This window comes from Anatilimnocola aggregata (genome assembly GCF_007747655.1).
Taxonomy (GTDB): domain Bacteria; phylum Planctomycetota; class Planctomycetia; order Pirellulales; family Pirellulaceae; genus Anatilimnocola; species Anatilimnocola aggregata.
This window is the reverse complement of the sequence record NZ_CP036274.1, coordinates 3,621,099-3,635,026: the sequence shown is the minus strand read 5'-3', so window position 1 is coordinate 3,635,026 and position 13,928 is coordinate 3,621,099. Positions and strand designations below refer to the sequence as shown.

Here is a 13,928-nt window from a genome sequence, read left to right as displayed (position 1 = left end):
AGGCGAGTTAAGCCCCCAATAAACGCCCACCGTTCTCGCTGCCGGCCCTTGTTGGCTTGGGGCGAGGTAATTAACATACTGGTTTTCTCAAAATCCGGAGAGGGTTCGCTCATGCGACACGTTCTTTCGGCCGTCGTGCAGAACGTTCCCGGCGTGCTGGCTCACATTTCCGGCATGCTGGCTTCGCGCGGCTACAATATTGATTCGCTGGCCGTCGGCGAAACCGACGACAAGACCCTTTCGCGGATGACGTTCGTGGTTGTCGGTGACGACCGAGTGCTCGAGCAGGTTCGCAAGCAGTTGATCAAGGTTGTGACCGTCGTCCGCGTTGATGACATCAGCGCGCAGGACTTTGTCGAACGCGACTTGATGCTCCTCAAGATCAGCGCTCCGCCGGGCTCCAAGCGGACCGAAGTGCGTGAGTTGGTCGAGATCTTCCGCGGTCGCATCGTTGATGTAGGCCCGGAAGAAGTGATGATCGAAATCTCCGGCCGAGAGCAAAAAATCGTTGCTTTCATCGACCGGATGCGTCCTTACGGCATTGTTGAACTTGTGCGCACGGGCCGGATTGCGATGGTCCGGGGCCTGCCTCGCACGACGCCGAAGGAAGAAGACATCAGCTTGCCGGAAGATATCCCCACTCGGGAAGTCGCCACGCACGACAATCTCTAGTCGACTCCGTTGGAGTTCCGGCTTTAGCAGGCAACCATTCGCGTGCGACCGCGGCACCGGCTGAAGCCGGAACTCCAGCGAGGCACCAACAAATCACACCCGTACTCCTCTTAGCTACAAAAGGATTCGTCCATGCCCGCCACCATTTTTTATGACAACGACGCCGACCTGAGCCACCTGAAGGGGAAGGTTGTCGCGATTATTGGCTACGGTTCGCAAGGCCATGCCCAGGCTCAAAACCTGCGCGATAGTGGAGTGAATGTCATCATCGGCCAACGACCGGGCGGCCCGAATTACGACCTGGCCATCAAGCATGGCTTCAAACCGATGTCGGCGGCCGATGCCACCAAGCAGGCCGATGTGGTGAACATCCTGCTGCCCGATGAATTGCAAGGCGATGTTTATCGCCAGGAAATCAAGCCGAACCTCAAGCCCGGCGCAATCCTGATGTGCTCGCATGGCTTTAATCTGCACTTCGGCCAGGTCGAACCACCTGCTGGTGTCGATACACTGCTCGTCGCCCCCAAGGGCCCTGGCCACTTGGTCCGCAGCGAGTTCGAAAAGGGTGGTGGCGTTCCCTGCTTGATCGCCGTTGGTCCTGGCGCGAAGCCCGAAACAACGAAGATCGGTCTCGCCTATGCCAAGGGCATAGGCGGCACACGTGGTGGCGTGATTCAAACGACGATTGCGGAAGAAACCGAAACTGACCTGTTCGGCGAACAAGTCGTATTGTGTGGCGGCGTCAGCGAACTGGTGAAAGCTGGTTTCCAAACGTTGGTCGAAGCCGGCTATCAGCCCGAAATGGCATACTTCGAATGCATGCACGAACTGAAGCTGATCGTCGACCTGCTGTACCAAGGTGGCCTGAGCTACATGCGTTACAGCATCAGCAACACTGCTGAGTATGGGGACTATACCCGCGGCCCGCGAATCGTGACCGACGAGACCCGTAAGGAGATGAAGAAGATCCTGAAGGAAATCCAGAGCGGCCAGTTCGCTCGCGAATGGATCCTGGAGAATAAGGCCGGTGCCCCTGGCTTTAAGGCCACTCGCCGCCAAGAGAAGGCGTCACAACTCGAAGACGTTGGCCGTCGGCTCCGCAAGTTGATGACCTGGATCAACGCGAAGGAAGTCTAATCTAACTGAACAGCGATTAAGCAATATCCCTTGAAGCCTCGCCAATTCCGGCGGGGCTTTTTTGGTTTTGCTCGGGAGCATTCACCATACTTTCGAATGTACGCTAGGCGACATTGAACCAAATTTTCATTTGCCCATTTTTCCCATTTTGCCCACATTAAATTAATCTACATCAAATGGCGAAAATGATCAGGCAAAAATCGGTATTTTGCCCCCCCCCACCAATTGAAATCTCAAGGTTAAGCCAATAGACTCTCGCGAATTACTGGCCTATTTCGCAATTCAGGGGGAGTCAAAACTATGCTGCGTCGTTCAAGGAAGCCTGTACGTGTTGAGAAGTCGGCTCGCAATTTTTTTCCACGCGTTGAGTCGCTTGAAAGTCGCCTCAACTTGGCGGGAAATGTCGCGGCCTATGTTTTGGGCGCTAATCTCTACATTACTGGCGATACCGCCAGTAACGAAGTAACTCTCACGGGCACCGGGGGAGGTGACTTTACGGTAGAGGCCGCCGCCGGCACTACCCTCAAGGCAAGAAACGGGGCGACAATTCTTGACCTCGAAGCAAACAACATCGCCAATATCTTCATCACGATGAACAACGGCGATGACATCGTGACCATTACCGGTGCAGAGATTAGTGGACTGCTGAGCTTCAACGGCGGCAATGGCGCTGATCAATTGCTGATCGGGGATGCGGGTGGAACGACCGAACTGGGTCGACTGACTGCCCTCATGGGCGCGGGTGATGACACGATTACTGTCGAAGACGTAGATGTCACCATTGGCTTGATCTCCATCAACAACGGTGACGGGGACAACTACACGACGATCCGAGCAACGGGCACCTACAGTCTCGGCACCGCTTCGATTGTTGGCGGCAGAGACCTCGACAACGTCTTGCTCGAAGGGGCAGACATGACCACGGGCGCTATCACAGTGAATAGCAGCTCCGGAGTGAATGCTTTCGAATTGACCGCCGGTAACAACTTGGACGTGAATGGTAACATCACCGTATTAGGCACGACCGGCTCGGATATTGTCAGTGTCAATGCGGTCGCTCTGCTGGACACCCGTGCGATCACGGTGAACCTTGGTGCTGGATTAAATTCCTTCGATTTGCTCGGTGATAGTGTCGACGTAGTTGGCAACATCACGGTGCTTGGCACAACCGGCGAAGACAATGTCCAAATCAGCGGCACCACGGAACTCGCCACACGCTCGATCACGGCCAATCTCGGTGCCAACGACAATGAGATCCTCGTGGATGGAGCGGTCATTACCGTGAACGGCAGCATCTCCTTGACCGGCACTTCTGGCGAAGACCTGTTCGACATCGGCAGCGGAGCCACTGCGGATCTGCTTGTGACAGGTTCCGTTGTCGTGAACTTGGGCGATGGTGCCCTCGCTAACGGCAATGGCTTGAATATTACGGCCGAAGACATTCAGATCAACGGTCTGCTGAGCGTCGTTTCGGGCAAGGGCGGAGACAACATCACGGTTAATGCCACGACTGAGTTGGACATTCTCGGCATTACTCTGAATACGGGTGCCGGCGACGATGCCATCACCATTACGTCCGGCGAAGACGTGTCGGTCGTCGGTGCCACTCCCAATATTGGGGCGAACTTGACGATCGCTAGCGGAGCTGGTGGCGATACCATCACCGTGGCTGGGCTGTTCGTGAAGGGTGCCACGTCGGCTAACTTGGGCGATGGCGTGAACGTTGTCAACGTCGACAGCTCTATCTTCCGCGGTGCGGTAGCTGTTGCCTCCCTCAATGGTGTTGATACGATCAACGTCGAAGAAGGTGGACTAGGTATCGGCACCACGTTTAATGGCGTGGTGAGCGTGAGCCTTGCTGGCGGGGATGATGTCGTCAACCTTGGAACCGCGGGAGATGTGGTGGTCTTCAATAGCCGAGTCGTAGTGAACGGCGGAGCTGGCGATGACGAGCTAAATGCAGGCGCAGGCGTAGACTTCGCGTTTACCCCGACTTTGACGTCGATCACCCTCAATCTCGTGTAACTCTGGTTCGACAAATCGATCAAACTCAGTCCCGGCGGAACTGGTTTTCCGCCGGGACTTTTTCGTTTTTGCCGGCGTGCGCCGGAATTGCGTTGAGGCTATCCACCTCGCGAACTCCCCTCACGCCAGGGTCAACGTGCGCGTATAATGGAAGCTGCGGGTCAACCATTTTCGCCGACGGAATAACACTATGGCACAGGCAGAAATGCTCGAATTATTCGCCGAACTGCAGGCCGGCGACCGGGTGCAAGTCGATCACGAGGTGAAAGTTGGCTTTCGCAAGTGGCACACGACAACGATCGGCAAAGTCGTTCGTAAAGAACGTCGTCGCCATAGCTTGCACTTTCGCCGCAACAGCGACGATAAGGTCTTCAGCGACGTGCTAGTGATCCAGCGAGAAAGTGGCGAGTTGACCACCGTCACGCTCGACGAGTTTTCGCAAGTGAAGAAGCTGTAGCTGGCTATCGTTGGAGTTCCGGCTTTAGCCGGCAATCTGAGAACCGGCTAAAGCCGGAACTCCAACAAAGGCGACTGTCCATGCCTCTCGACGTTTTACATACGCAGCATCAACGCCGGTTTGCCGAAAGCAAGTTCGTCTATCCTGTTCTCAGTCGTCGCAGTGGCGGTATCTCGCTAGGTGTGAATCTCAATCCCGACAAGGTCTGCAACTTCGACTGCATCTATTGCCAGGTCGATCGCACGACTCAAAGCGATACCAGGTTCGTCGAACTGCCACGAATGCTGGACGAACTCGATCACTTCCTAACGCTCATCACCAGTGGCCAGTTGTACGAGTTCGAAAAGTTCAGCCACACACCGCGGCATCTCCGCCGACTAAACGACATCGCCTTTTCTGGGGATGGGGAACCAACCACTCATCGCAACTTCGACGAGATTGTAACCGCAGCAGCAGCGCTGAAGAAGCAACACATACTCGACAACGTTAAGCTGGTGCTGATCACCAATGCGAGTATGTTCCACCGTGAGCATGTGCAGCGGGGACTTGAAGTCCTCGACCAAAACAATGGCGAGGTTTGGGCGAAGTTAGAAGCAGGAACTGAAGCCTATTTAAAACTCATCGACCGGACTCCCATCTCTCTACGGCAAATTGTTGATAATATTGCCGCGGCCGCGAAGATTCGCCCGCTGGTGATTCAGTCTCTTTTCATGCGTGTGGCCGGCGAGCCACCAACAGCGGCCGAGTTCGCTGCCTATTGCGATCGCCTGAATGAAATCATTGCCGCGGGCGGCAAGCTGAGCTTGATTCAGATCTATACTGTGGCACGCAAGCCGACGGAAAGTTACGTCACGCCGCTGACCGATGCGGAAGTCGATGCCCTCGTTTCCCGCGTGCAAGAGCAGACTGGCATACCGGCCCAAGCTTTTTACGGAACTCACACCGACGCCCTGCAAGCGTCGCCAAGCGAATCATGAACGAATCCCCTCCCAAGCCCCCCGCTCCCAGGTCAACTGCTTTAGCTGTGAATCCGACGCAGCAGTGGATTCCCTGGATTATGGGCGGCCTGCTCGTATGGGGAGCGGTACTCGGCCTGGGCGCTTATCTGTTCGGCGGCGAACATGCTGAAATCCGCGGCGGGATTGTTTTTATCTGCGCGCTCATCTTCGTCTCGTTCTGGTGGATGATGCTCACTGCCCGCAGTTGGCGAAAGCCCAAGTTGTAACGCGAGGAGCCACACCTGCGCGGCACTACTTCTTTTTGCAGTTATTCAGCTTTTCGTCCGGAATGAGCAAGTCGGGAATGACCCGGCCGTTGACGATCGTCTCTTCGACAATCCTTGGCACATCCTTGATCCGGACACCGCCGTACCAGATCGCCTGTGGATAGATAACGATCACCGGCCCGAGTTCGCACTGGTCGAGACAGCCAGCTTCATTCGCCCGAACCATCGGCTTGAGCCCGCGCTTTTCGATCTCTTTTTTCAGAGCAGACTTTAACTCTTCATCGCCATCAGGATCGCACGAGCCGCGCGAGCTATCTTTTTTACGTTGGTTGCAGCAGACGAAAATGTGGTGGGTGAATTGTGCCATCCGTGCATCATAATAACGACCGCGGCCGCCACAAGGACGGCCGCGGATTTCCGATCAATCGAGTCGGCTGAGGCTTATCGCCCTCGCTTTTTTTCGGACCTGTCACCACCACCGGCATTGTTGGTCTGTGGCAGAGAACGTGGGGCAGGGTTATTTCGCGGCTGCACTTGAACCTGCGGACGCGTCACGGGAGTTCGGTCGATCGTCGGCTTCGACACTCGCGGCTCGATGTTCGGCTTGAACGATCTCGGTTGTTCCACCTTCGGCGTAAACGAGCGGGGGGCAATATCCGGCTTCGGTGTGATCGCACCACCCCGATTGGGATTCAGCCGATTTTGCAAATCCTTGATCCGGTTCTCTGTCGTTGGATTCAAGCCCGGGTTTCCGCCACTCTTGTTGCCAACCGGATTGCTACCACCCACGTTATTCCGGGGCGTAAAAGTGGGGCGATCGGACGACAAAGGTGGGCGAGTAAATGTCGATCGGTCGGATTTAGGTACTTCGACTTTCGGAGTTTCCGTCTTCGGCGTCCGATCGATCGGCGCTAAGTTGTTTCCGCCAACGTTCGGATTCGTCTTGGGAACGTTGCTGCCGTTACTCCGATCGCGAGCCTTGTTGATCGCGTCCTGCTGTTGCTGACGAATGGCATTCAGTCGGTCCTGTAATGCGCTGCTCGAGGAAGGATTGCCCGTCCCAACACTCGGGGTCTTGGGCTTATCGACGTCGAGCGGTTTATTGAGATCGCGTCCACTCGGATTGAATTCACCGGGCTTCCGAGTTGGCAGATTGTCGACAGTTGTATTGGCGGGCGAATTCGTTACCGGTGGCTTGTTATTGCCGAAAGAAGGCCGACCAGTCGGGCGGCTCAACGGATTGCGATCCTCGGGCTTGTCGAGATTACCCCCCAGATTGTTGCCTACCTTCGTCCCGGGGCGATCAAAGCCGGGACGCGAAACAACGTTCTTATCCGGCGTTTCCGGAACATTGACCTTGGGCTTGTTCAGGCTCTGCGTCGGCTTCGGAAGTTTGAATTTGCCCGGCAGCGTCTCGTTTCCTCCTGCGATTTCATTGCCAGGGCGATCGATTCCGGGCCGATCTTCACGCCCGATCTTATCAGGACCAGTCTTGTCGGGACCCAATTTCAATACCGGTTTGTCGATATCATTCCCACGCTCACCGGGTCGGGAATTTCCCGGCAAAGTCAGTTCCGGTCCCTTGGGTTTGTTGTCACGATCAGGGCCCTTTCCGGCAATGTCGCGACCTGGGAAATCTCGGCCGTTGCCATCACGATCGCGACCAGGTCCATCTCCAGCAGGTCTGTCGCGCCCCGGTCCATCTCGGTCTGGTCCGTCGCGGTCTGGTCCCTTGCCCGAAAAATCTCGTCCGGGCACGTCACGGCTGACGAAACCAACTTTCTCCTGATCGAACCGCATCTTGTGGATCTGCTTGATCTGATCGATCGAGTGCTTGTTATTGTCCCGCTGTACCAGGTCTTGCTTCTTCCAATGCTTGTCGGGCGAGCGGACGACGTCTCTCAAGTCCTGCGCGATAAACGAGGGGCGAGTCTGGAAATCGCGGTCGTTCCCATGGCGGGCGGCCTGATCGCGCCAAGTATTCGGCGGGCGTTCGTTGGCATGATTGACGTAATGGTTATGCCAACCCTGCATCCGGCCGACATAGTTCACTCCCTGGCGGCGATAGTGCGTATTGCAGTAAGACAACAACGGGTCGTAGCAGCGGGGCCGCGAATTGTAGTTGCACCAAGGGGTAAAGTGACGGTTGGTGTAAGTCGGTCCGTAGTAATTGCCAAAGTAGTAGTGGCAGTACGAATCGCGCACCCAAAGGTGGACAAACAGATTGCTGGTGTTGATTACGCAGCGCGGCGTGTAGAAATAAGTCGGCCGCTGATAGACGACTGGATTGAAAAAGACCGGCGCGAAAATCTGACCGCGGCGTGGCAGACGCCAATCGTAGTACCCTGCCACGTAGATGCAGCCGCGGGGTGTCCAGACCCAATGCGGTTGGACATAGACCCATTCTTCGCGATAAGGAGCCCAGTAGCCAGCTGACCACCGATAGTCGTTATCGGCGTAGGTCCACGTGCCGGGAATGTAAAAGTGATCATCGCCGGGCGAAGCAACGGTGGGCCCTTGTTCGAGCGAAGCCGGCGGCGGCTTCAGATATTCCATCTCTTCGACTTGCTCGGCGATCCAAAAACCGGCGACCCATTGATACCCACCCGACACCTCAGCCCAGTAGCCGGGAACCCAACGACGACCAGGTGGCGGATCGCGCCAGGCGCCACTGATCCAAATGAAATCCTCTCGGTCTTCGTCCCAAGACCAATAGCCGGGGAACCATTGAACGTTATCCCCTTCGGGCTGGTATTCAGGAGGAGTTTCTTTGATGTCTGCCGGCGGTTGCTTGGGAATGATCAGCCCGGGCGCAGGATCGGCAACCGTTGGGCTGGCAAACGCTTCGTGCACCGGGCCGCGGGTTAGAGTCTGCACCCCGTCAGAATCAATATCCGGCGGCAGTTCCGCTTGTCCCAGCGCGGATCTTGTGACACCCGCCAGGGCGAAACTGGTGAGCATCAGTCCAAGGAAGAGTCGGCCGAACAAAGAAGACCACGTTTCACCTACTGACGGATGAACAGGCATGTCATCCTCCTTACAAAACTTCGAGCAACTCTGGGCGCATTCGACCACGCGATCCCAAATTAAGCAACTTGCAAGCCTTGGCAGCTGTCGTGCCGCGAAAAATGCTAGCCGGCAGTAGCAATTGGCTGCTGACAAGGCGTCGTTCAATTCCCGAAGAATAACCGTTGCTTGCACTTAGCACGACAGCAATGCGGGCAATTTCAGCGTCTAATCTCTACTTCGACGAACTCACTCGGCCGCTGCAGCCCAAACCGCCACTCCCAGAAATGAAGTCAAGCTGACTACAGGTTGTCGCGATTTTGAGTTGCCCGCAGCTGCGCCAAGCGCCGCCGGCTACAAAATCACAACTATGGCAAGTCGCCTGCAGGATCTGTCGAAGTTCGCTCGTTGTCAGACTCTCAGAACTTCGTATCAGGGGCGTCGCAGCCGAGGGTTTATCAACACCCCCCTTTTGCGTGCAACACCTGCAAACCTTTCCCCCACAATGAATTGCGCCTAACTTGCAAGTTCTGAAATCATCCTCTTTGTTGATAAACCCCGGCACACCCGACCGCCGTTGCACCATTGCACGCAAAGCAAACGAACAGTCGCGCGTAACGGCGCGAACTCTTTCCGGCCGCGCAGGCGAGACGCTTCTTCCACCAAGTTGCCAAAACGGGCACTTTATTTATAACTACATAGTCACCACTTGTAAATCATTTGTCGATTAACTATTTCGTTTGGTCAGACGCCGCGAAGCTATCGGAGCTGCGATCCTGATTGACCGGAACTCTGCGGGGTCGAGTTGGTTTAGAATTTTGAGTCGATGAGCCATTTGGACTGCCGCAAACTGGGATGGTGACCGATGCGTGAATTCTATGTCTGGCGATTTTTGCTGGCCCCGCTGTTTGCCGCCTGGCTCGTCGTCTCACCGGAAGTATCGTTGATGGCCGCGGAACCTGTCGCCGATCCTACGAATCCAGAGCACCACAAATTAGCCGCCGAGTATAGCGCCGCACGCAAAGGTTTGAGCGTGCTCGTCCGCGTCGACGGAAAGGAGGTCTTTGCCGACTACACCAACGGCGGTGGCCAGAACCGGGCACACGAATTGGCCAGCGGCACGAAGAGCTTTAACGGGATAATGGCAGCTGCTGCGATTCAAGACGGGTTGATCAAGTCGTGGGATGAAAAGGTCAGCGATACCATCACCGAATGGAAAGATGACGAGACCAAACAGAACATCACGCTGCGGCACCTGCTCAGCCTGACCAGCGGCATGGGTGGCGGCCAAATTGCCCGCGTGCCTACTTTTGCTGATGCAATTCAAACGACCGTGCGTTTTGAACCCGGCCAGCGCTTTCAGTACGGACCGGCTCCCTTTCAAACCTTTGGCGAATTGTTGCGTCGCAAACTCAGCGAGACTAAGGAAACACCACTCGACTATCTGCAACGGCGGATCTTCAAACCCATCGACCTGCAAGTCGGCAGTTGGCGCAAGGGGGTCGATGGTATGCCACACTTGCCGTCCGGCGCACACTTAACGGCCCCCGAGTGGGCCAAGTTTGGCGAACTCGTGCGTGCCGGTGGCAGTTGGAACGGCAAGGAAATTGTGCAGCAAAAACTGCTTGACGAGTGCTTCATTCCCGCCAAAGCGAATCCCGCTTATGGCCTCACCTGGTGGCTCGCCAGCGCCGCCAACAATCAGCGGGCGGCGCTCTTTCCAGCGCTCGCGCGGGCAGCGAAAGGGGACGGCGCTCAACCCCTGCGTGTGCCCGATTTGGTTCAAGCCGCTGGCGCCGGCAATCAGCGTTTGTATATCAGCCGGCAGTTGAAGCTCGTCGTCGTGCGCCAGGCCGGCGGCATTTTGGAAGCTCTCGGCGGTCGCGACGCTACGGAATGGAGCGATCGCGAATTCCTCGCGCGCCTGCTCTACGGAACCGACGCTGCGGGAAAGAAGTTGTAGAGGTTGTCGGTAACTGACATCTGATTTACCCTGGAGTGAAAAGGAACCTTCACAGATGTCCGCCGCTCCTACTCGCCGAATCTCCGCCGCAGAGTACTTAGAACTCGACCGCGCTGCCGGCGAAAGATTCCAGTATTACCGAGGCGAGATGTTCGCCATGGCGGGCGGAACAAAGAACCATAATCGAATTGGCCGAAATCTCTTGGTCAGCCTGGAAAACCGATTCCGGCAGAAACTTCGCCGTTGCGAAGCATTTTCGTCCGACATGCGAGTGCGCGTTGATGCTGAGAAACTTTATACGTATCCCGATGTAACTGTGGTTTGCGGTCCGCCTGAATTCCTCGACAAACGCGAAGATACGCTCCTGAATCCAGTCGTGGTGATTGAGGTATTGTCACCATCGACAGAACACTTTGATCGGGGCAGCAAGTTCGAGATGTATCGAAATCTGGTTTCGCTGCATGAATATGTACTCATTGCGCAGCACAAAACCCTCGTCGAACGGTTCTTGCGCGAAGTTGATGGGTCGTGGAAACTAACGCTGGCAGACAACTTGGCTGGCCAATTGGAACTTGCTTCTATTGACGTGACCCTACCGCTCAGCGAGATCTATTTCGACGTCGACTTTCCACCAGCACCCCTAGAACAACCAAGCGAATTGAAGGCACCGGACTTCGACGAATCGAATCGCCCGTACTAACGCCCCGTGACCAACCGGTCGCCGAGCATGTTGTTCAGTTGGGGAATGTCGTAGATCTTTTCGCGCGTCGTTTCGACGGGATATTCCAAGCGCCGATAGGTGACTGACGCATCTTCCAAGATCACGTAGCAGGCCCGCGGGTCGCCATCGCGCGGCTGCCCGACACTGCCGACATTCACCATCGCCTTATCGGTACTCAAGCGATACTGATAATTGCACTCTTCGGGCGTGATGAAACGATAGTCGGGCGTAAAGACGCCGGGCAAATGCGTGTGTCCCTGCAAACAGTATTTTTGAATGCGATTGAAAAGCGCATCCATTTTTCGTTGGTTGTAAATGTCCTCGGGAAAGACATATTCATTCGTGGGTTCGCGGGGCGAACCATGCACAAACAAAAAGTCTCCCTCCGATAAGGTTCGATGGAGTTCGCCCAGAAAGTCCCAACGACGATTTCGCTGCGAAGGAGTTCCCGGACCATCTTCCAACTGTTCGCGCGTCCAATAGATGGCCTGCTGAGCGACCGGATTGAAGCCATCGGGATCGAACAGCGTCGCCTGATCGTGGTTGCCGAGGATCGTGGCCTCGCAATGTTCGATCACTTCGTCCAGGCACTCGCACGGGTTGGGCCCATATCCGACAATATCGCCCAGGCAATAGATCTGGCTCACGCCCTGCTGACGGATATCGGCGAGGACGACGCGCAGCGCCTCCAAGTTGCCGTGAATATCGCTGATCAGAGCACGCTTCACGCGGGTGAACCTTTCCGAGCCTGACGATGGTTTCTATTCTTTCCGCTGTGCCTGTGCGGAGCGAATGAGGACGGACAGCAGCTGCGATCAGCCGCCTGCTCACACTGATCAACGCGCCAGCAAGTCTAAGACTACGTTGGACTTTGGTCAATATCGGCGAAACTTGAGCAGCTCCTGCGAGACGTGACTTAGCGGTTTTTCGACCCGCTGGTCATTTTGGCGCAGGGCCTATATCAATTATCGCTTCCCCTTCTCTCGCGGTTGCTTGATTTCCCTAGATTTTATCGAAAGCCCCCTCGAATGACGGTGTGGACCCTAGCGCTCGAAACGGTGGCAACGGCTGGATCGGTCGCGTTGTTACAGGGAACTGAAGTTGTGGCCGAGCAACAACTTCCTGCCGATTCGCGCTCGGCCCGCACCCTCGCCACGGCGATCAACCAGCTGTGGCAAGGGGCAGGTAAGCCGCCAATCCACTTGGTGGCGGTGGCCAGCGGCCCGGGTTCGTTCACCGGTTTAAGGGTCGGCATCACGACGGCCAAGACCCTGGCTTTTGCTTGGGGAGCGAGGCTAATCGGCGTGAACACGCTCACCGCAATCGCGTTTCAAGCAAAAACCGAGGACTTAGCGTTACATGTCGTCCTTGATGCTCAGCGAAAGGAGTTGTTTCTGGCGACGTTGCAGCGGGTCACTCCCCAAGCTCAATGGGAGCGGCAGGGAACAGACATAATTGTCACCGCCACCGATTGGCTGCAATCGCTGACCGCAAATCCCGTTTCCAGCGTCGCCGTTTCAGGGCCCGCGCTAAACAAACTGCGGGAATCCCTACCCGCGGGCACTTCAGTGGTCGACCCGCAACATTGGCACCCGCAGGCAGCGACGATCGGACTGCTCGCCCTCCAGGCCTTCGCAGCAAACCAACCCGACGAGTTGTGGACTCTGGCGCCACACTACATGCGGGTCAGTTATGCGGAAGAGAAGAAGCCTGCGGCTAAAGCGATCGACGCCTAAGTGTCTATAGACCTTGGCCGTACCTTCCATTCTTCAATCTGCACTTGATCGGCCCCCTTGCGCGCCGCGGCTCATGTTAAAATAAACCTCACGCTCACATGCCAACGCCCAGTTCCGTCGGATGCCCGCTCATGCCCGTGCAAATGCAGTTGTCGAGGATCATCATCAGCGAGATCAACGAACAGCAGTTGATTTATCTGAAAGAAGTCGAAGGGGATCGCCAGTTTCCCATTCTGATCGGCCTGTTCGAAGCGCAGGCCATCAACAGCGGCGTGAAGCGCATTCGCTCACCGCGCCCACGGACGCACGAACTGCTGGTCGGGGCAATCGAGTCGATGGGTGGCGAACTCGATAGCATCGTCATCAGCGAGTTGAAGGACCACATCTACTTTGCCCGCGTGCGAGTGCGCAAAGAGGGTGAGATCATCGAAATTGATTCTCGCCCCAGCGATGCCATCGCGGTCGCCTTCGCTTGCGAACCTCCGCTGCCGATTTACGTGTCCGAAGAAGTGCTTGATGAAAGTACAGGCAGCTAAACCTTACGTCCGGCAACCAAAGATTGACATTGTCCGGACAATTCCTCTCTCTGACTCCCTCTCTCCCTGACACCAGGAGTAACTCAATGCTCATTCAAGTGAATACCGACAACCACATCGAAGGCAAGACTTCGCTGCAAGATTGGGTCCGCAATGAAGTCGATTCCTCGCTCGGTCGCTTTCAGCCGCAACTGACACGCGTAGAAGTCTTTTTGTCGGATGTAAATAGTCACAAAAAGTCGGAAGTCGACAAGCAATGTACGGTCGAAGCGCGCTGGTCGGGGCTTGACCCCATTGCCGTCACCAAGAACTCTCCCACCGTCGAAGAAGCCCTCGCCGCCGCGCTCGATTCCATGATCATCACGCTCGACAGCCGCATTGAAAAACTGCGCGATGCGAAGCGTCATTCATCCATGGGCAGCGGCGGGGCAGAAATCTGATGTGCTGAAA

The 13,928-nt window shown here is 56.0% G+C and carries 14 protein-coding genes; 11 read left to right on the top strand and 3 right to left on the bottom strand.

All coding sequences use genetic code 11. The annotated features are described in order from the left end of the window. Positions 1-111 precede the first annotated feature (111 nt). The 6 genes from ilvN to ETAA8_RS13855 all read left to right on the top strand — a co-directional run bounded on the left by ilvN (position 112) and on the right by ETAA8_RS13855 (position 5,516). Positions 112-672, top strand: a complete 561-nt coding sequence (ilvN, locus tag ETAA8_RS13880) for an acetolactate synthase small subunit (RefSeq protein ID WP_145089025.1) — start codon at positions 112-114, stop codon at positions 670-672. 132 nt (positions 673-804) lie between these two features. Further along, entirely contained in the window at positions 805-1,809 is a 1,005-nt protein-coding gene (gene ilvC, locus ETAA8_RS13875) for a ketol-acid reductoisomerase (protein WP_145089021.1), read from the top strand. A 300-nt stretch (positions 1,810-2,109) separates the two neighbouring features. Continuing rightward, positions 2,110-3,834: a beta strand repeat-containing protein gene (locus ETAA8_RS13870; RefSeq protein ID WP_145089018.1), complete on the top strand. Its 1,725-nt coding sequence runs from the start codon at positions 2,110-2,112 to the stop codon at positions 3,832-3,834. Positions 3,835-4,024: 190 nt separating this feature from the next. Continuing rightward, positions 4,025-4,291, top strand: a complete 267-nt coding sequence (locus ETAA8_RS13865; RefSeq protein WP_145089015.1) for a hypothetical protein — start codon at positions 4,025-4,027, stop codon at positions 4,289-4,291. Between the two features lie 80 nt (positions 4,292-4,371). Further along, complete coding sequence (locus ETAA8_RS13860; protein WP_145089012.1) at positions 4,372-5,268, top strand: radical SAM protein; 897 nt, start codon at positions 4,372-4,374, stop codon at positions 5,266-5,268. Next, a complete protein-coding gene (locus tag ETAA8_RS13855; protein ID WP_145089009.1) occupies positions 5,265-5,516 on the top strand; it encodes a hypothetical protein in 252 nt (83 codons plus the stop codon). The genes ETAA8_RS13860 and ETAA8_RS13855 overlap by 4 nt, the downstream gene beginning before the upstream one ends. Before the next feature lie 25 nt (positions 5,517-5,541). Here ETAA8_RS13855 and ETAA8_RS13850 read toward each other — a convergent pair whose 3' ends face one another. Beyond that, a complete protein-coding gene (locus ETAA8_RS13850; RefSeq protein ID WP_145089006.1) occupies positions 5,542-5,883 on the bottom strand; it encodes a (2Fe-2S) ferredoxin domain-containing protein in 342 nt (113 codons plus the stop codon). Between the two features lie 74 nt (positions 5,884-5,957). Beyond that, entirely contained in the window at positions 5,958-8,543 is a 2,586-nt protein-coding gene (locus ETAA8_RS13845) for a YXWGXW repeat-containing protein (RefSeq protein WP_145089003.1), read from the bottom strand. Between the two features lie 844 nt (positions 8,544-9,387). Here ETAA8_RS13845 and ETAA8_RS13840 point away from each other — a divergent pair. Together ETAA8_RS13840 and ETAA8_RS13835 are read left to right on the top strand one after the other, a co-directional pair. Further along, positions 9,388-10,485 (top strand): serine hydrolase domain-containing protein, encoded by a 1,098-nt coding sequence (locus tag ETAA8_RS13840; RefSeq protein ID WP_145089000.1) that lies wholly within the window; start codon positions 9,388-9,390, stop codon positions 10,483-10,485. A 55-nt stretch (positions 10,486-10,540) separates the two neighbouring features. Continuing rightward, entirely contained in the window at positions 10,541-11,185 is a 645-nt protein-coding gene (locus ETAA8_RS13835; RefSeq protein WP_145088997.1) for a Uma2 family endonuclease, read from the top strand. On the opposite strand, the gene ETAA8_RS13830 is transcribed toward ETAA8_RS13835, so the two are convergent. Continuing rightward, a complete protein-coding gene (locus ETAA8_RS13830) occupies positions 11,182-11,934 on the bottom strand; it encodes a metallophosphoesterase family protein (protein ID WP_145088994.1) in 753 nt (250 codons plus the stop codon). The two genes, ETAA8_RS13835 and ETAA8_RS13830, sit on opposite strands and share 4 nt — an antisense overlap. Positions 11,935-12,234: 300 nt before the next feature. On the opposite strand from ETAA8_RS13830, the gene tsaB reads away from it, so the two are divergent. The 3 genes from tsaB (at position 12,235) to ETAA8_RS13815 (ending at position 13,918) form a co-directional block, all read left to right on the top strand. Next, a complete protein-coding gene (tsaB, locus tag ETAA8_RS13825) occupies positions 12,235-12,942 on the top strand; it encodes a tRNA (adenosine(37)-N6)-threonylcarbamoyltransferase complex dimerization subunit type 1 TsaB (RefSeq protein WP_145088991.1) in 708 nt (235 codons plus the stop codon). 131 nt (positions 12,943-13,073) lie between these two features. Next, positions 13,074-13,478, top strand: a complete 405-nt coding sequence (locus ETAA8_RS13820; RefSeq protein WP_145088988.1) for a bifunctional nuclease family protein — start codon at positions 13,074-13,076, stop codon at positions 13,476-13,478. Positions 13,479-13,564: 86 nt separating this feature from the next. After that, positions 13,565-13,918, top strand: a complete 354-nt coding sequence (locus tag ETAA8_RS13815; RefSeq protein WP_145088984.1) for an HPF/RaiA family ribosome-associated protein — start codon at positions 13,565-13,567, stop codon at positions 13,916-13,918. Positions 13,919-13,928 lie beyond the last annotated feature (10 nt).